The organism is Variovorax glucosi (assembly GCF_051216695.1).
Classification (GTDB): domain Bacteria; phylum Pseudomonadota; class Gammaproteobacteria; order Burkholderiales; family Burkholderiaceae_C; genus Variovorax.
The window spans coordinates 1,730,100-1,747,962 of the sequence record NZ_JBPJZE010000001.1 but is presented as its reverse complement, the minus strand read 5'-3'; the positions used below and the strand labels follow the sequence as shown (position 1 = coordinate 1,747,962).

Annotated in this window: 16 protein-coding genes; 9 read left to right on the top strand and 7 right to left on the bottom strand. The window is 65.2% G+C overall.

Annotated elements, in window-relative coordinates:
• Positions 1–48: 48 nt before the first annotated feature.
• Positions 49–945 (top strand): LysR substrate-binding domain-containing protein, encoded by an 897-nt coding sequence (locus ACSFA3_RS08220; protein WP_435504872.1) that lies wholly within the window; start codon positions 49–51, stop codon positions 943–945.
• Here the strand turns inward: ACSFA3_RS08220 and ACSFA3_RS08215 are convergent.
• Entirely contained in the window at positions 942–1,718 is a 777-nt protein-coding gene (locus tag ACSFA3_RS08215; protein WP_435504871.1) for an IclR family transcriptional regulator domain-containing protein, read from the bottom strand. The genes ACSFA3_RS08220 and ACSFA3_RS08215 overlap by 4 nt on opposite strands.
• A 143-nt stretch (positions 1,719–1,861) precedes the next feature.
• On the opposite strand from ACSFA3_RS08215, the gene ACSFA3_RS08210 reads away from it, so the two are divergent.
• The 3 genes from ACSFA3_RS08210 (at position 1,862) to ACSFA3_RS08200 (ending at position 4,462) form a co-directional block, all read left to right on the top strand.
• Positions 1,862–3,004, top strand: coding sequence for a porin (locus ACSFA3_RS08210; protein ID WP_435504995.1), 1,143 nt, complete (start codon positions 1,862–1,864; stop codon positions 3,002–3,004).
• Between the two features lie 55 nt (positions 3,005–3,059).
• A complete protein-coding gene (locus tag ACSFA3_RS08205) occupies positions 3,060–4,166 on the top strand; it encodes an alpha/beta hydrolase (protein ID WP_435504870.1) in 1,107 nt (368 codons plus the stop codon).
• Positions 4,167–4,243: 77 nt separating this feature from the next.
• On the top strand, positions 4,244–4,462 hold the full coding sequence (locus ACSFA3_RS08200) for a hypothetical protein (RefSeq protein WP_435504869.1): 219 nt from the start codon (positions 4,244–4,246) through the stop codon (positions 4,460–4,462).
• A 21-nt stretch (positions 4,463–4,483) separates the two neighbouring features.
• On the opposite strand, the gene ACSFA3_RS08195 is transcribed toward ACSFA3_RS08200, so the two are convergent.
• The 4 genes from ACSFA3_RS08195 to ACSFA3_RS08180 are packed head-to-tail and all read right to left on the bottom strand — an operon-like array spanning position 4,484 to position 8,960.
• Positions 4,484–5,470: a tripartite tricarboxylate transporter substrate binding protein gene (locus ACSFA3_RS08195; RefSeq protein ID WP_435504868.1), complete on the bottom strand. Its 987-nt coding sequence runs from the start codon at positions 5,468–5,470 to the stop codon at positions 4,484–4,486.
• Between the two features lie 33 nt (positions 5,471–5,503).
• Positions 5,504–6,457, bottom strand: a complete 954-nt coding sequence (locus ACSFA3_RS08190; RefSeq protein ID WP_435504867.1) for a dihydrodipicolinate synthase family protein — start codon at positions 6,455–6,457, stop codon at positions 5,504–5,506.
• Entirely contained in the window at positions 6,454–8,028 is a 1,575-nt protein-coding gene (locus ACSFA3_RS08185) for a UxaA family hydrolase (protein ID WP_435504866.1), read from the bottom strand. Before ACSFA3_RS08185 ends, ACSFA3_RS08190 begins: the two co-directional genes overlap by 4 nt.
• The gene (locus tag ACSFA3_RS08180) at positions 8,022–8,960 is read right to left on the bottom strand and encodes an NAD(P)-dependent oxidoreductase (RefSeq protein WP_435504865.1); all 939 of its coding nucleotides are present in this window, start codon (positions 8,958–8,960) and stop codon (positions 8,022–8,024) included. The genes ACSFA3_RS08185 and ACSFA3_RS08180 overlap by 7 nt, the downstream gene beginning before the upstream one ends.
• A gap of 53 nt (positions 8,961–9,013) precedes the next feature.
• On the opposite strand from ACSFA3_RS08180, the gene ACSFA3_RS08175 reads away from it, so the two are divergent.
• Complete coding sequence (locus ACSFA3_RS08175) at positions 9,014–10,036, top strand: GntR family transcriptional regulator (RefSeq protein WP_435504864.1); 1,023 nt, start codon at positions 9,014–9,016, stop codon at positions 10,034–10,036.
• 10 nt (positions 10,037–10,046) lie between these two features.
• Here the strand turns inward: ACSFA3_RS08175 and ACSFA3_RS08170 are convergent, their stop codons facing one another.
• Together ACSFA3_RS08170 and ACSFA3_RS08165 are read right to left on the bottom strand one after the other, a co-directional pair.
• Complete coding sequence (locus tag ACSFA3_RS08170) at positions 10,047–11,573, bottom strand: MFS transporter (protein ID WP_435504863.1); 1,527 nt, start codon at positions 11,571–11,573, stop codon at positions 10,047–10,049.
• A 4-nt stretch (positions 11,574–11,577) separates the two neighbouring features.
• A complete protein-coding gene (locus ACSFA3_RS08165; RefSeq protein ID WP_435504862.1) occupies positions 11,578–12,627 on the bottom strand; it encodes an ornithine cyclodeaminase in 1,050 nt (349 codons plus the stop codon).
• A gap of 122 nt (positions 12,628–12,749) precedes the next feature.
• Between ACSFA3_RS08165 and zwf the strand changes: the two genes are divergently transcribed.
• The 4 genes from zwf (at position 12,750) to ACSFA3_RS08145 (ending at position 17,863) form a co-directional block, all read left to right on the top strand.
• A complete protein-coding gene (zwf, locus tag ACSFA3_RS08160) occupies positions 12,750–14,222 on the top strand; it encodes a glucose-6-phosphate dehydrogenase (protein WP_435504861.1) in 1,473 nt (490 codons plus the stop codon).
• Positions 14,219–16,069 (top strand): glycoside hydrolase family 15 protein, encoded by a 1,851-nt coding sequence (locus ACSFA3_RS08155; protein ID WP_435504860.1) that lies wholly within the window; start codon positions 14,219–14,221, stop codon positions 16,067–16,069. Before zwf ends, ACSFA3_RS08155 begins: the two co-directional genes overlap by 4 nt.
• A 160-nt stretch (positions 16,070–16,229) precedes the next feature.
• A complete protein-coding gene (gene paoA / locus ACSFA3_RS08150; protein ID WP_435504859.1) occupies positions 16,230–16,922 on the top strand; it encodes an aldehyde dehydrogenase iron-sulfur subunit PaoA in 693 nt (230 codons plus the stop codon).
• Positions 16,919–17,863, top strand: a complete 945-nt coding sequence (locus tag ACSFA3_RS08145; RefSeq protein WP_435504858.1) for an FAD binding domain-containing protein — start codon at positions 16,919–16,921, stop codon at positions 17,861–17,863. Before paoA ends, ACSFA3_RS08145 begins: the two co-directional genes overlap by 4 nt.

The following is a 17,863-nucleotide window of genomic DNA, read 5'->3' as shown; positions in this document are numbered from 1 at the left end:
ACAAAGGTTTGCCGATGGGTGAGCCCGATTCACCTATGCTCTCCATTCATGCGACGACTTCCTTCCTTTTTCGGACTTCGAGCCTTCGAAGCAGCGGCCCGCCTGGGCGGATTCAAGCAGGCCGGCGACGAGCTGCATCTGACGCCGTCGGCAATCAGCCACCAAGTGCGGGCACTGGAGACATGGTTCGGTCGGGCGCTTTTCGTGCGCGAAGTGCGCAAGGTGACGCTGACCGCCGACGGCCAGCGATTGCTCGACCGGCTGAGCCCGGCCTTCGATCAGATCGAGGAAGCGTGCACGGAGCTGCGGCCTCCCGAGTCGCGCAGCGAACTGGCCGTGCACTGCTCGCCGAGCTTCGCGTCCACCTGGCTGGGGCCGCGGTTGCCGCAATTCATGGCGGCGCATCCGTCGATCGTCATCCGCCTGTCGTCGAGCGCCGAACCCGTCGATCTGCCCAAGGCGACCGATATCGACGTCGACATCGCCTACGGTCCGCCGCCGTCGCGCCAGAACGTGATCGTCGAGCCGCTCGGACTGGAGCCGACCGTGCCCATGTGTTCGCCGCGCCTTCTCGAAGGCCGCAGCCTGCGGACGCCCGCCGATCTGTTGAGCTTCACACTGATCGACTCCAAGGTGAATCCCGTCCGTTGGGCCGACTGGTGCAATCTGAACGGATTGCGGCTGCCCGTCGGCGCGCGGCCGTCCTTTGATCGCGGCTCGATGGCCATCGCGGCCGCTGCGGACGGCATGGGCATCGCGCTGGAAACGACGCGGTTCGCCGAGCAGGAAATCGAGCGCGGCGAACTCGTGGTGCTGGAAGGCGATTCGTTCCGCCGGATCGAGCAGGTCATGCATTTCCTCTGCTACAGGAAAGCGGCGGTCGACAACGAGAAGCTCATGGCTTTCCGTGGCTGGATGCAGGCCCAGCTGCGGTCGGGTTCCTAGGCGAGCGAAGCGTTCAGCAACTGGGCGGTGTCGCGCAGCGCGGGCACCAGCGTGTCGACGATCCTGTCCTGAGGCCACTGGCTCACCTGGAGCGTCATGCTCAGGGCCGCGACCGTCAACCCGCGCTGGTCGACCAGCGGCACCGAGACACCGCCCAGTCCGGGGTCGAGCAGGCCGGCGACGACCCAGTATCCCAGCGTGTGAGCGGCACGCACCGATTCGATCAGCTGCGCGGCATCGACCGCCGCGCTGCCCGAGTGGGTGGCGAAATCGTGCGCGCCGGTCCATCGTTCCAGAGCCGGCCGGGTCAGCGCCGACAACAGGACGTAGCCCGGCGTCACCGCATGCGCGGGCACGCGGTCGCCAGCCTGGTAGCCGATCGGCACCATCCTCGGGCTGGCGCTGCGTGCGATGTAGAGAACGTCGTGATCGTCCAGCACGCAGACGTTGACGGCCTCGCCGGTGCTCATCGACAGGCGCTGGATGAACGGCTTCACCAGCCGCGGCAGGCGCGCGGTTCCCAGATAGCTCTGACCGATCCGCAGGATCCGCGGCGTCAGCCAGTAGTACTTGCCGTCGGTCTGCGCGTATTTGAAATGGCAAAGGCTTTCCAGATAGCGACGCGCCGCGGTGCGCGGAATGCCCGTACGTGCAGCCGCCTCGGTCGGTGTCAGTCTTTCGCTGCCGTTGAAGGCTTCGATTATCGCCAGACCGCGTCCCAGACCTGCGATGAGGTCGCGCGGATCGATCTGGAACGGTGTGCTTCCGGCCATTTGGTTCCCTCCACGATAACCCTGAAAATCGCCGCTGATCGGACACTCTAGTCGATCAGCGGCGATTTCCGAAGAGAAGGTGCTTGTCGTCCCAAAAGACGATATCTAGCATCCGCGACTATTCAAATAACAGAGACATGCAAATGACCTCGCGCTCGAAATCTCTTCCTCTGGCAGTTCTGGCACTTCTGGCAACTTCGGGCGCTGCATCGTTCGCCCAATCCAGTACGCCGCCGACGACGCAAATCACGTTCTACGGAACCCTGGATCAATACGTCAACCATATTCGCAGCAGCACTGGCAGTTCCATTACTTCGCTCGAGGACGGCGCCTATCTGCGCAGCCGTTTCGGTTTTCGCGGGCTCGAGGATCTGGGTGGCGGTCTTTTCGCGCGCTTTCAGCTGGAAAGCGGATTCAGCACCGACAACGGGCAGCAAGCCGATGCAAGCCGCGCATTCGATCGTCAGGCATGGCTCGGCATCGGCGGCAGTCTGGGCGAATTCCGGCTGGGTCGGCAGAACACCGTCATATTCGGTCGCGGCGATTACATCGATCCGACCTCGCGCACGCTGGGATCGGTGATCAATTCCTTCGGTGTGCCGTCGCGGTACGACAACGACCTTTCATTCACGACGCAACGTTTCGGCGGTTTCCTTTTCGAGGTGCATTACGCATTGGGCGAATCGACCTATAAACCCGGCACGCAGGGCATCTATCAATTCGGCGCGGATTACCTGAACGGGCCGTACCGTGTCGGCTATGCCGGATTGAGGGCCCGTCCGCCGGAAACCGCGCTCTACACGACCGACGTGCGCTACGACAACTTCTATGCGAACTACGACTACGGCCGGGGCAAGGCCTATCTGGCCTATGTACGCACCAACAACAGTGCTTCGACTGCGGCCGGGAACAACGCGGGCAGCATCCTTGGCAATGTCGGGGCGCTGGTCACCGGGACGAATCCGGACGTCAATCGGTATTACCAGATCTGGCAGGTATCGGCCGATTTCCGCGTGACCCCGACATTCAGGGTCGGCGCGTTGTACGGGCGAATCAACGACACGTCCAATTCGGGTCGCGATGCCAACGGCGCCGCCATTGCGGGCTATTACGACCTGTCGAAGCGCACCATGCTTTATGCGATCGCTGAACGGCTCAGCAACGGCCCGAATGCGGGATTCCGTCTGGCGGGGTCGGGGGCGCTCAAAACCAATTTCGCTTCGGCCGCAGATGTGAACGGACAGTCGGTCAAGGGCGTGCAGGTCGGCATCCTGCACCGCTTCTGATTTCCGGGGTTCGTGGCACGATGTCGCATCGCAATTCCTGCGATGGAGACATGAATTGAAAAACAACACGAAGATCGTTGCTCTGACCCTGGCCGCGGCCATCGGGTTCACAGGCTGCGCGCAGACGCAAAGCCCTGCTAGCTATGCCGAACTGGCCGCAAGACAGGGTGCGGCCAATATGCAGGCCGGCACGCGCAATTCGCCGCCGCATTCCACGGCGACCCCGGCGCAGGACGTCAGTCCGCAGATGCAGGCCCTGATCGGCGCACCGTATCCGCCGCATTTCAATGCCGACCCGAAGAATGCGGCCGAGTGGAAGGAATTGATCGCCCGTCGCGCCGCGCCATCGATAGCCGGACTTCCCGCCATGAAGGAGAAGTTGGGCGTCACCGTGGAGCCGGTAACGATCGCTGGCGTCAAGGCGTTCATCGTCACGCCGATGAACATGCCGCCGGCCAACCGGGGCCGTTTGCTGATGCACATCCACGGCGGCGGTTATGTCTTCGGTCCCGGCGAAGCCGCGCTGCCGGAAGCGATCCTGCTGTCCAGCTTCGGCGGTTTCAAGGTGGTGTCGGTCGACTACCGCATGCCGCCGGACTTTCCGTACCCGGCCGCGATGGACGACGCGATGGCGGTCTGGAAAGAACTGGTCAGGACGACGCCGCCGAAGAACATGGCCGTTTTCGGCACCTCGACCGGCGGTGCGATGACGCTGTCGCTGGTTCTGCGTGCAAAGACGGAGAGGGTGCCGCTGCCGGGCGCCATCGCACCGGGCACGCCGTGGTCGGACATCGCCAAGATCGGCGACACCTACGAAACCAACGAGTGGATCGACAACATCCTCGTCACCTGGGACGGCTGGCTCGGCCGCGCCGCCAAGCTGTACGCTGGCGGCACGGACCTGAAGGACCCGCAACTGTCGCCCATCTACGGCGATTTCAGCGGCTTTCCGCCCTCGATCCTGACCACCGGCACGCGCGACCTGTTCCTTTCGAACACCGTGCGCACCCATCGCAAGCTGCGCCGTGCCGGTGTCGAGGCCGACCTGAACGTCTACGAAGGGCAGTCGCATGCGCAATACGGGCTGAACCCGGACGCACCCGAGACGAAGGAAGCCTTTACCGACATCGCCCGCTTCTTCGACAGGCATCTCGGACGCTGAAGCGAGACTTCCGCGCGGTCGTTTTTGTAAACTTGCCGACATGCGCTCACCGACCAACCGCGCCCGAGGATCGCCGCATGAATGACGAGACCGACCCGGCCCAGATGTCGGACGAAGAACTAGCGTTTGCCATTCACAGCCACCGGCGCGCCGCCTTGCGCGGCAGCGGCTACCTGGCCAAGCGCGCCGACGAGCTGGAGCAGGAACTGCGCCGGCGGGCCGGCATCGTCAGCGAGTTCGGCGCGCCGCTGCGCTTCGCTTCGCCGAAGCGACGGCCCTGGTGGTGCTTCTGGTGAATCGGCCTCGCCCCGCACCCATCACTTCTGGATGACGAGCTTGTCGAGCACCTTCTTGAGCGACTGGCGGTCGCTCTCGATCACGGCCTTGAAGACATCCGCATCGGCATACGAATCGCCGAGGTTCGCCTTGGCCAGCGTCTCCCTGTAGGCCGGCTCGGCAGCGGCTGCCTTCGCCGCAGTGCGCAGCGTCTGCACAACCTCGGCCGGCGTGCCCTTCGGCACCGACAGGCCGCGCCATACGCCGATGGAAAGATCGATGTTGCGTTCCTTGAGCGTCGGCGTGCTCGCATAGGCGCCGCCGAGCCGCTCGTCCGCCATGATCGCCAGCACCCGCAGCTTGCCGCCCTGCACGTGCTGCAGCACCTCGCCGGGGCTCACGGTGATCGCATCGACATGACCGCCCAGCAGGCTTGCCACCGCGGGTGCCGCACCCTGGAACGGCACATGGTTGAACTGAGCGCCGGTGCGATCTTCGACGGCCGCAGCAGCCACGTGCCAGATGTCGCCGACGCCGCCATTGCCGACCTGCATGCCGCCGGGCTTTTTCCTGGCTTCGGCAATGAATTCCTCGACGGTCTTCCACGGTGAATCCGCGCGCACGGTGATCGCAGCCGGATCGAAGTTGAGGCGCGCCACCGGCGTGAAGTCGTCGGCTGTCGTCTTCATCAGGCCGAGCGCCGGCAGGATCACCAGATTCACGCTCATCACGCCGACCTTGTAGCCGTCCGGCTTCGCATTGGCGACTTCCGCAAAGCCGATGGCGCTGGAGGCGCCCGGCTTGTTGACCACGATCAGCGGCTGCGGCAGATGCTTGCGGGCCGCCTCCGCGAACGCGCGCGCGACCACGTCGGTGCCGCCACCGGCCGACGCGGCGACGACCAGCTCGACCGGCCGGGTCGGATAGTCGGCGGCCAGAGCCGGTGCCGATGCTGCGGCGAACGCCAGCACTGCGGCGCTCGCCGTGATCGCCGTCATCGCCGTGATCGAGAAAAATCCTGTCTTCATGTCGTCTCCTGGTTTTCTTCTGGTGAATGCCGCTCACTTCGCCCAGCGCAGAACCAGCGCATCGAGCCGCCTGGCGGTCTCGATCAGCAGCGCACGGCTCGCCGGATGCATCGGCGGAAACGGATGGCGCGGCGCCTCGCAGGCGATGACGCCGCCTTCCGCCATCAGCGACTTCGCCGCGAGAGGGCCGCACTGCCGGTTCTCGATGTTGATCAGCGGCAGCCAGCGTTCGTAGCGGGCGATGGCCGCGTCGCGCCGGCCGGCTCGGTAGTCGTCGAGGATCGGCCGGATGCCGTCCGGAAAGCCGCCGCCTGTCATCGCGCCGGTCGCGCCGGCCTCGAGGTCGGGGATCAGCGTGATGGCTTCCTCGCCGTCCCACGGTCCTTCGATGGCGTCGCCGCCGAGCCGCAGCAGTTCGCGCAGCTTCGAGGCCGCGCCGGCGGTCTCGATCTTGAAATACGCGACGTTCTCGATCTCCTTGGCCATGCGCGCGAGGAACGCGGCCGACAGCGGCGTGCCGGCTGCGGGCGCGTCCTGCACCATGATCGGAATGCGCACTGCATCGGAAAGCTGCTGGTAGAACGCGTGGATCTGCGGCTCGCCGACCCGGAAGGTCGCGCCGTGGTACGGCGGCATCACCATCAGCATCGCGGCGCCCATGTCCTGCGCGCGCTTGCTTCGCTCGGCGCAGACCCTGGTGCTGAAGTGCGTGGTCGTGACGATCACCGGTACGCGACCGGCGACATGTTCGAGGATGGTGCGTGTCAGCAACTCGCGCTCGTCGTCGGCCAGCAGGAACTGTTCCGAGAAGTTGGCCAGGATGCAGAGGCCGTTCGAGCCGGCATCGATCATGAAATCGACGCAGCGCTTCTGGCTTTCGAGGTCGAGCAGGCCGTCCTCGGTGAATGGCGTCGGAACGACCGGGAACAGTCCCTGGAAGCGGGGCGCGGCGTAGGTTGCGGCTGGAGGATTTGCTTGGGTGTTCATGTGACGACGCTGATTTGCCAGGGCACGAATTCGTTCTGCCCATAGCCGTGTTGCTCGCTGCGCGAGCGTTGTCCGGAGGCGGTGTCGAGCAGCAGCTGGAACAGCTCGGCGCCGAGTTCGCGGATCGACTTCGTTCCTTCGAGCACCTCGCCGCAATTGAGGTCCATGTCGTCGGACTGGCGCTTCCAGAGCGCGGTGTTGGTCGCCAGCTTGACCGAGGGCGAGGGCGCGCAGCCGTAGGCCGAGCCGCGTCCGGTGGTGAAGCAGATCATGTTGGCGCCGCCGGCGACCTGGCCGGTGGCGGAAATCGGGTCATAGCCCGGCGTGTCCATGAAGACGAGGCCGCGTGCCTTCACCGGCTGCGCGTATTCGTAGACCTCGTTGAGGTTGGTGGAACCGCCCTTGGCAATGCCGCCGAGCGATTTCTCCAGCACCGTCGTGAGGCCGCCGGCCTTGTTGCCGGCGGAAGGGTTGTTATCCATCGCGGCGCCGTTCCGGCCGCAATACGCTTCCCACCAGTGGATGCGGTCGACCAGCTTGCGGCCGATCTCCGGCGTCTGCGCGCGACGCGTGAGCAGGTGCTCCGCGCCGTAGATCTCCGGCGTCTCGGAAAGGATCGCGGTGCCGCCGTGCGCGACCAGCAGATCGACCGCCGCGCCCAGCACCGGGTTTGCCGAGATACCCGAATAGCCGTCCGATCCGCCGCACTGCAGCCCGATGGTCAGGTGGCGTGCCGACACCGTCTCGCGATGCACCCGGTTCGCCTGCGGCAGCATCGCCTGGATGAGCTCGATGCCGCGCGCGATGGTCTTGGTCGTGCCGCCGGTGTCCTGGATCGTGAACGACTGTAGCCGCTCGCTGTTCGTCAGGCCCTGCGTGGCGAGCAGCCGGGAGATCTGGTTGGTCTCGCAACCCAGCCCGATGACCAGCACGCTGGCGAAGTTGGGATGGCAGGCGTAGCCGCCGAGCGTGCGTTGCAGGATGGCGAGGCCTTCGCCCTCCGGGTCCACCGCGCAACCCGAGCCGTGCGTGAGCGCGACCACGCCGTCGACGTTCGGGTAGTCGGCCAGCGCCGCCGGATGGATGTCGCGGCGAAAGCGGTCTGCTATGGCGCGGGCCACCGTGGCCGAGCAGTTCACCGAGGTCAGGATGCCGATGTAGTTGCGTGTCGCGACGCGGCCGTCTTCGCGGACGATGCCCTGAAATGTGGCCGGCCTGGTGGCTGCGGGCGTGTCGTGCGCGTCCTCGCCGTAGGCGTAATCGCGCGTGAAATCGCCCATCGCCAGGTTGTGCGTGTGCACATGCTGGCCGGCGCGGATCGGCTGGCTCGCGAAGCCGATGATCTGGCCGTAGCGCCGCACCGGGGTACCGGTTTCGATGTCGCGTGTCGCCATCTTGTGGCCGGGCGCAACCAGGCCGGCGACCGTGACGTTCTCGCTTGCGATCACCGTTCCCGAGACCAGCTGGTCGAGCGACACGACGACATCGTCGTCCGCATGCAGGCGGATCACCCGGGGTCCGGCGGGGCGTGGCTGGCGCGACAGGGCCTGTTCCTCGACCGGTGTCAGCATGGCTTCTCCACCGTGACCTTGACCGCGACCTTAACCTTGACCAGGCTGGGTAGAAAACGGTCGCCCAGACCCTGCGCCACGGCGTTCTGCAGCACCTTGACGAGACTGCCGGACATCGAGCCGGGATCTTCGGCACCCTGCGCCATGCTGTCGAAGTAACCGATGTCCTTGTTCGCGTTGCTGATGGAGAACTTCATCGCGTCCTGGTTGCCCTTGATAATTTCTTCGGCAGTCATCTGCAGAAGCACGCTGTTGAGCGGCCCCTTGCTCATCAGCGCATGCAATGTCTTCCTGTCGACGCCGACCTGGTCGCAGGTTCGCAGCGCCTCGGTGATCAGCGCCACGGTGCCGACCACCACGAAGTTGTTGATCAGCTTCACCTTCTGGGCGGACAGCACTTCGCCGACGTGAATGATGTTTTCGGAGAACGCCGCGAGCACGGGTCGGATGGTTTCCAGTACCTCCGCCGTCGCTCCGACCATGACATTCAGCGTTCCGGCCTCCGCTTCCCTGGGCGTCCGGCCGAGCGGCGCATCGACGAACGTCACGCCGGCGGCCAGCAGGTCGCGGTTGATGCCGGCGCTCGACCGGGGGTCGCTGGTGGAGCAGTCGATGACGATCTGTCCCGGCCGTGCGTTCGCAAGGATGCCGCCGTCGCCATCGTTGTTGCCGTAGACGAGCGACTCGACCGCCGGAGAGCCGGTCACGCACAGCACGATGACGTCGACTTCCCGCGTGAGCGCGCCAAGATGCTTCGCGTCCGTAGCGCCGAGCCCTACGAGGCTGTCGACCGGCTGGCGATTGCGGTTGCCGAGCACGTGCAGCGAGAAACCGTTCTTCAGCAGGTTGCGGCCGATGCCGTGGCCCATGAGCCCGAGCCCGATGAGGCCGATGCGAAGGGCAGGAGATTCCGTGGTCGATTCAGGTGCCATGCAATGGACTTTATGATTCGTGCACGCAAAAGTCATAATCGTTTTCCCTGTCCATGAAGACAATCTCCCAACCCAGCGCCGGCCCCGATCCCGCCGGCAGCGCCCGACAGAGTCCGCTCTACGCGCTGGTCGCCGATGTGATCCGCAGATCCATCCGTGCGGATCGCATTCCGGCCGGCGCGGTGCTTCTCGAGGGGCCGGTGGCGCAGTTGCTCGGCTGCACGCGCACGCCTGTCCGGTATGCGCTGAATGCGCTCGCCGACGAAGGGCTGATCAGTCGCTTCGACGGACGCGGCTATGCGGTGGGCGCGACAGGCGTCGTGCCCGAACGCATCGTGCTGACGGCCGCGATGCTCGGCGCAGTGCCGGAAGGGGAGCCTGTGCGCAAGACGCTCGGCTGGGAGGCGATCCACGAACAGGTGGAACGCCAGGTTGTGCACCTGTCGGTGTTCGGCCGTCACCGCATCAACGAACTCGAACTCGCCCGTCGTTTCGGTGTCGGCCGGACGGTCGCGCGCAGCGTGCTGCTGCGCATGGAAGGCCTGGGGCTGGTGGAAAAGGACGAGCGCCTGCGCTGGACCGTCACACCCTTGGACGACGACCGCATCAATCATCTGTATGAGTTGCGCTGGTTGCTGGAGCCGACTGCGCTGCGCGCTTCGATGCTTGCGGGCGTTTCGGCCGAAGCAGTGCAGATGGCCACCGGCTTGCGGTCGGCGATCGGCGACTACCCCGAAGTGAGCGCGGGCGCGCTCGATGCGCTGGAGCACGACCTGCACGTGCGGTTGCTGCGGCGCTGTCCCAATCTGGATCTGTTGAAGAGCCTGCAGCGCACGCGGTGCGTGCTGACGCTGAGCAAGCACGTGCTCGGCGATTCGGCGCCGATGCCCGAGCGCGACCCGTTCATGGCCGAACATCTGGCGGTTCTCGAGGCAGTGGCCGGAGCGGACGGCGAGTCCGCAAGCCGGCTGCTGCGGGCGCATCTCGAAGCGGCGTGCCTCAAGGTCGTGCAGCGCGCGGGCATCGTGCGGGAGAGTTACGCAGTGCCTGAGCTTTCATGGATCGACGAGCGCTGAGCGCTCATGACTACAGGCTTGGCGGCGTCGCGTCGTCTTCGGAAGCCGGATCGCCGACGCGCGTTCCGAGTCCCTGGCGCGGCAGCACGATCGCCAGCACGACGATACCCACGGTCATGAAGAGCATCACCAGGAAGGTGAACTGGAGCGAGCCGGCCAGCGCGGTGCGGATGCCGGTTTCGCTGGCGCTGGCTATTGCACCGGCATCCGTGCCCTGCAGCAGCCGCTGGAGTTGCGTCTCGGAAATCATCGTGCCGCCGTTGGCCCGGCTCAGGCCGAAATTGAAGATCGCGCCGAAGAAAGTGGCGCCGAGCGCACTGCCCAGATTGCGCGCGAAGATGTTGGAGGCCGTTGCGACGCCGCGCTGCGAGATCTCGACCGATTCCTGGATCAGGATCAGCGAACTCAGGCTGAGCACGCCCATCCCGAGGCCGATCACGAAAGAGCCGACGCCGGCCAGCACCGGCGAACTCTCGGGACGCAGCAGCGCAAAGGCGAGACTGCCGGCCGGCATCAGCAGCGCGCCGGTGAACATCAATCGCCAGAGGCCAACGCGGTGGAAGATCCGCGATGTCAGCGTGGCGCCCAGCGGCCAGCCGAGCATGACCATCGTCAGCGCGAGTCCGGCCACGACCGACGACCGCTCGAGCACCACCAGCACGTACATCGGCAGAAAGGTCGTGATGCCGATCAGTGACATGCCTACCAGCATCGAGACGCCGTTGACCGTTGCGATCACCCGTGCGCCCCAGAGCCTGAACGACACCATCGGGTCCTGCGCGCGCCGCTCCTGAAACATGAACAGCACGGCAGCCACGACGAAACCGACGGCCCAGGCCACTGCAGGACCGTCGTTGCCGACGCCGAACTCCGTCAGCGCGATCATCAGCGCCGCGATCCCGACGGTGAAGAGCAGAGCGCCGATGAAGTCGATGGAATTCCGGCGCACCGTCGGTGTTTCGCGCAGGAACAGCCAGAAGCCGAGCGCCGCCAGCAGGCCGATCGGGACGTTGATCCAGAAGATCCAGGCCCAGGAAAGCTTCTGCACGATCAGCGCGCCGAGCATCGGACCCAGCACCGCGGCGACGGCCCAGACGCTGGCGAGGTAGCCCTGCACCTTGCCGCGCTCGCGCACCGGGTACAGGTCGGCGACGATGGTCAGCGACACCGGCTGTATCGCGCCCGCACCCACGCCCTGGATCAGCCGGAAGATGATCATGGCCGGCATCGACCATGCGAAGCCCGCCAGCACCGAGCCAAGCAGGAAAATCGCGATGCCGGCGAACATCACCGGCCGACGGCCGTAGATGTCCGACAGCTTGCCGAAGACGACCGTCATGGCCGTCTGCGCGAGCAGGAAGGAGGCGAAGACCCAGCTGTAGAGATGCAGCCCGCCGAGCGACGAGGCGATCTGCGGCATCACGGTGGAGACGATGGTGGCTTCGATCGCCACCATCGCCATCGAAGCCATGATCGCGGCGATGACGAGCGGCCGGTTGGTGGTCCCGGGGACGGTCTTCAGGGATGTTGTGCTCATGTTTTCACGCGACCCGGCGGAGCGCAGCCCGCGACGCGCCGGCGCGCGTGTGCCTGAAGAGATCCTTCGGGTCGTCCGCATCCGGCACCAGCTCGACATCGACGCCCAGATTGCGGCGCGTCGACTGTTCGAGCACATAACGCAGCGTCGAATAATCTTCCAGCGCGAAACCGACCGAATCGAACACCGTCACCTGGTTCCCGGCCTGCCGGCCTTCCTGCGCGCCCGCGAGCACGCGCCACAGATCGACGACCGGAAAGCCTTCCGGCAACTGCTGGATGTCGCCCTCGATGCGCGTCTGCGGCTCGTACTCGACAAACACGCGCGCTCCGCGCAGCACGTCCGCATGCAGTTCCGTCTTCCCTGGGCAGTCGCCGCCGACCGCGTTGATGTGCATGCCGGGCTCGATCATGTCGGGCGTGAGGATGGTGGCGTAGGTCTTGTCGGCCGTGACGGTCGTCACGATGTCGGAGCCGCGCACGGCTTCTGCGACGGAAGCGGCACGGACGATCCGCAACGCGGGCCAGGCGGCGAGATTGCGCACCAGCTTGTCGGTGGCGCCGGGGTCGACGTCGTAGACGGCGATTTCCTCGATGCCCAGATGGCAGTGGAACGCGAGCGCCTGGAATTCGCTCTGCGCGCCGTTGCCGATCAGCGCCATCCGCCGCGCACCGGGCCGCGCGAGTTCGCGTGCAGCCATGAGCGAGGTGGCGCTGGTGCGCAGCGCGGTGGCCAGCGTGAGTTCCGACAGCAATACCGGGTATCCCGTTTCGACGTCCGCCAGCACCCCGAAAGCCATCACGGTGTAGAGACCCCTGGCCGTGTTGCCGGGGTGGCCGTTGACGTACTTGAAGGCGTAGTGGTTTGCGTCGGACACCGGCATGAGCTCGATGACGCCGATCTCGGAATGGCTGGCCATGCGAGCAGACATGTCGAAGTCGTTCCACCGGACGAAATCGTCGCGGATCGCATCGGCCAGTTCGCCGATGAAAGGCGCAACGCCGATGGCCTGGATCAGGCGGGACATGGTGGGTACGTCGACGAAACGGGTCATTGAAATTTCCTGGGGAGCACCAAAAGCAGGCCGGCAACCACACACGCGAGGCGCGTTCGCTTTCAGGGCACTCGGCCCGGCGGGTGCATACCCAATGTATCGAATTTTTTCGGAGCCTTCCCTTGCACACTGAAGCCGCACCCCCCGCGACGCTCGTCATCTTCGGCATCACCGGCGATCTTGCCCACCGGCTGCTGACGCCGTCCCTCATCAACATGACCGCAGCCGGGCTGCTGGGCGAGGACTTCAACGTCATCGGTATCGGCAGGTCCGAAGGCGACGACGCGTCGCTGCGAAAGAGCCTCGAAGACTTCCGCGCCAATGCCAAAGGCGAGGGCGCCCGCGACGCATCGACCGATGGCGCATGGGCGTCATTGCGCGAACGCGTCCATTACATGCGCGGCGATCTCGCAGAAGCGTCCTTCTTCGAGACGCTGAAGAAGCGCCTGGACGACGACGGCGCTTCGAACGTGATCTTCTATCTCGCGACGGCGCCGGAGCTGTTCGGAGATGCGGTCGAGAAGCTGGCCAGCGCCGGACTGCTGGAGGAAGGCAGGAAGGACGGCGGCGGATTCCGGCGCGTTGCCATCGAGAAGCCGTTTGGTCACGACCATGCCTCGGCAAAGGCACTGAACGAGCGTCTGCTGAAGCTGGTCGACGAGTCGCAGATCTACCGTATCGACCATTTCCTGGGCAAGGAGACGGTGCAGAACATCCTGGTCACGCGCTTCGCCAACACCATGATCGAGGCCGTCTGGAACAACCGCTACATCGACCATGTGCAGATCACCGCGGCCGAGACGGTCGATGTCGGAAGCCGCGGCGCGTTCTACGACGCCAACGGCGCGCTGCGCGACATGGTGCCCAACCACCTGTTCCAGCTGCTCGCCATGGTCTGCATGGAGCCGCCGAATGCCTTCGATGCGGAATCTATCCGCAACGAAAAGTCCAAGGTGTTCGCCGCGATCCGCGGACCGGAGGCCGATGCGGTCGGGCGGGACGCCGTTCGCGGCACCTACGAGGGCTATGAGAAGGCGGACGACATCGCACCGGACAGCAGCACCGAGACCTATGTCGCCATGAAGGTCGCCGTGGACAGCTGGCGATGGGCCGGCGTGCCTTTCTACCTGCGCACCGGAAAGGCGATGGGCTACCGCGATACGCATGTGGTGGTGCAGTTCAAGCCGGTGCCCTTCGCGCAGTTCCGCTACACCGATGTCACGCGTTTGCCGGACAACAAGCTGGTGATCCATGTGCAGCCGGACGAAGGCGTGAGCATCGAATTCGCAGCGAAGCGGCCAGGGCCGAAGGTCGACACTGCGCCGGTCGCCATGGATTTCCGTTATGCCGATGTCTTCGATGTGTCGCACGCGACCGGCTACGAAACCCTGCTCTACGACATGCTGACCGGCGATCAGACCCTGTTCCAGCGCGCCGATGGCGTGGAGGCCGCCTGGCAGGCCGTGCAGGCGACGCTCGATGACTGGGCCGCTGGTGGCAAGCCCGAGCCTTATGCAGTCGGCAGCGAAGGGCCTGCGGGCGCGGCCGCGCTGATCGAGCGGGATGGCCGGCGCTGGCACGGGATGGCCAGGTGAGCGCGGATGCAGGCAAAGCACACGACGCAGCCGGCAGCCGCCCGATCGAGGATTACGCCCTCATCGGCTCCACGCACAGCGCCGCGCTGATCCACCGCAGCGGCGAGGTCGAATGGATGTGCCTGCCGCGCTTCGATTCCGGGGCGATGTTCGCCAGCCTGCTGGGCGATCGCGGCAACGGTTCCTGGGCGTTGCATGCGGTCGACGCCGAAGCGTGCGTCACACGGCGCTATCTGCCGGGCACCGTGGTACTGGAGACGACCATCGAGACGGAGACCGGCTGTGCGCTGGTCATCGACTTCCTGCCCAGGCCGACACGCGACAGCAACCACGAGGCGATGCGCATCGTGCGCGGTGTGCGGGGTGAAGTCGCCATGCACACCGAGATGCGGATCCGGTTCAACTACGGCGAATGGTGTCCCTGGGTGGGTCGGCACCACGGTGCGATCGTCGCGGTGGCCGGGCCGGATGCGGTGCGCATCCGGTCGGACGTGTCGCTGGAGAACGATCATTTCCGCACCCATGCCGACTTTGCCGTCCGGGCCGGTGAAGAGCGTTTCTTTTGCCTGGAATGGTATCCCTCGCACGAGACACCGGCTGCCGCGCGCGAGCCGAATGCGCTGCTCGACATGAGCGTTGCCGAATGGCGTGCATGGAGCGAGAACAGTGCGTACCAGGGGGAATACGGGGAATCGGTCGACCGCTCGCTGCTCACGCTCCGGGCGCTGACCTATGCGCCCACCGGCGGCATCGTCGCCGCGCCGACCACTTCGTTGCCCGAAGAGATAGGCGGCATGCGCAACTGGGACTACCGCTTCTGCTGGCTGCGCGACGCCGCGCTGACGCTTTACGCGCTCATCCGTTCCGGTCATGCCGAAGAAGCGAGTGCATGGCGCTGGTGGCTGATGCGCGCGGTCGGCGGTACGCCGGATGAACTGCAGATCATGTACGGGCTGCATGGCGAACGCGATCTGAAGGAGATGGAGGTCGACTGGCTGGCCGGCTACGAGGGCAGCAGACCGGTACGTATCGGCAACGGTGCGCATGGCCAGCGGCAGCTCGATGTCTATGGTGCGGTCATCGGCGCGTTCCACGCATCGCGCTCCGCAGGCCTGGAGGACATGGACCAGGTCTGGCATCTCGAATGTGCGATCGCAAGAAAACTGGCGGCGTTGTGGAGAGAGCCCGACTCCAGTCTGTGGGAAGTCAGGGGCGAACTTCGCCACTACGTTCATTCGAAGGTGATGTGCTGGTATGCGTTCGACCGGATGATTGCCAGCGCCGAAGAGTTCGGCCTCGACGGACCGGTCGACGAATGGAAAGCGCTGTGCCGGGAGATTCATTCCGAGGTGTGCGACAAGGGGTTCGACGCCGCCAGCAACAGCTTCACCCAGTCTTACGATAGCGATGAAACCGATGCGGCGTTGTTGACATTGCCGCTGCTCGGCTTTCTTCCTGCCGATGATCCGCGGATCGTGGGTACCGTCGAGCGCATCGAGCGCGACCTGATGCGGGACGGTCTGCTGCTGCGCTACCGCACCGAAGGCGGGCTGGACGGACTGGCGGGCGATGAGGGCGCCTTTCTCGCGTGCACCTTCTGGCTCGTGGACGCGTACGTCGCAATGGGCCGGCAGGCCGAAGCAGTCGCGTTGTTCGAGCACCTGCTTTCGCTTGGAAACGATCTTGGGCTGCTGGCGGAAGAATATGACCCGGCCGCCAAGCGTCAGCTGGGGAACTTTCCACAGGCTTTTTCGCACGTGGGGCTGATCAACAGTGCTTATGCCATTTCGAACGCGCAAGTCGTCGGGCTGTCGGGGACGGCGTCCTACAGGGCGCCCGGTCGCTGACTTTTAGATTGCAATAGCTCAAGAGATTTCATGCATCTTGCGAGCGGCCCGAAGACTGTCCAGCAAGGCGCAGCGGGGCCGAAATATTCTCAGGATGGGCGACCTAGCTTCAAGCAGGCGACCCATCCGCGACCCCGATGACCCCATTCAGGAGCCCACGATGAAAGAACAACCCAGCAGTGCCACGCAAGTGACACGGCGAATCGTCCTTGCCGGCGGTATAGGCACCGCCGCCGGCGCCATGGTCAATGCTGCCCAAGCCCAACCGACAATGTCCGCATCCACACCTGCAACAGCAACCGCGGGTGTGACCACCACCGCGTCCGGCATTCCGATGATTGCCGTCGATCTCAAGATCAACGGTCGCAATCACAGCCTCAATCTCGACACGCGGACGACGCTGCTAGATGCCTTGCGCGAGCATGTCCAGTTGACCGGCACGAAGAAGGGCTGCGACCACGGCCAGTGCGGCGCCTGTACCGTGATGGTCAACGGCAAGCGTATCAACAGCTGCCTCACCCTCGCAGCGATGCATCAGGGCGACGAAATCACCACCATCGAAGGCCTGGGCCAGCCCGGCAACCTGCACCCGATGCAGGCAGCTTTCGTCAAGCACGACGGTTATCAGTGCGGTTACTGCACCCCGGGCCAGATCTGTTCTGCCGTCGCGACGCTGCAGGAAATCAAGGCGGGCGTGCCGAGTCACGTCAGCATCGACATCACCGCGATCCAGAAGGCGACGCCGGAAGAGATCCGTGAACGCATGAGCGGCAACATCTGTCGTTGCGGCGCGTACGCCAACATGCTCGACGCGATCACCGAAGTGTCGGAAGGCTCGGGGGTGAAAGCATGAAGACGTTCACTTACGAGCGCGCGACCTCTCCGGCTGCAGCTGCAGCCGCACTGGCCAATACACCCGGCGCCAAGCTCATTGCCGGCGGCACCAACCTGCTCGACCTGATGAAGCTGCAGATCGAGACGCCGACTCATCTGGTCGACATCAACCGGCTGCAGCTCGACCGCATGGAAGACACGGCCAACGGTGGCCTGCGCATCGGCGCGCTGGTGCGCAACACCGATCTGGCCGCCCATGCACGCGTGCGTAGCGACTATGCGGTCTTGAGCCGCGCGCTGGTGTCCGGTGCATCGGGCCAGTTGCGCAACAAGGCGACCACAGCCGGCAACCTGCTGCAGCGCACGCGCTGCCCGTATTTCTACGACACCACCAAGCCGTGCAACAAGCGTCAGCCCGGTGTGGGTTGCGCGGCGATGGGCGGCTTCGACCGCAATCTCGCCATCATGGCGACCAGCGACCAGTGCATCGCGACGCATCCGAGCGACATGGCCGTGGCCATGCGCGTGCTCGACGCGACCGTCGAGACGGTGCGCGCGGACGGTTCGCAGCGGACGATCCCGATCGCCGATTTCCATCGGCCGCCGGGCAGCACGCCGCAGATCGAAACGGCGCTGGCGCGCGATGAAATCATCACTGCCGTGACGCTGCCGCCAGCCATCGGCGGCAAGCACATCTATCGCAAGGTGCGCGACCGCGCGTCTTATGCCTTTGCGCTGATTTCCATCGCTGCCGTCGTGCAGCCGGACGGCAGGGGCCGTTTCGCCTACGGCGGACTCGCGCCGAAACCGTGGCGCGTGGAAGCCGCCGAGAAGCAATCCGGTGCCAAGAACATTGCAGAGGCGGCGCTTGCCGGTGCGCGCACCAGCGAACACAACGCGTTCAAACAGACACTGGTCGAGCGCACGCTCGCATCGGTCATCCAGGAAGCCCGAGGTTGA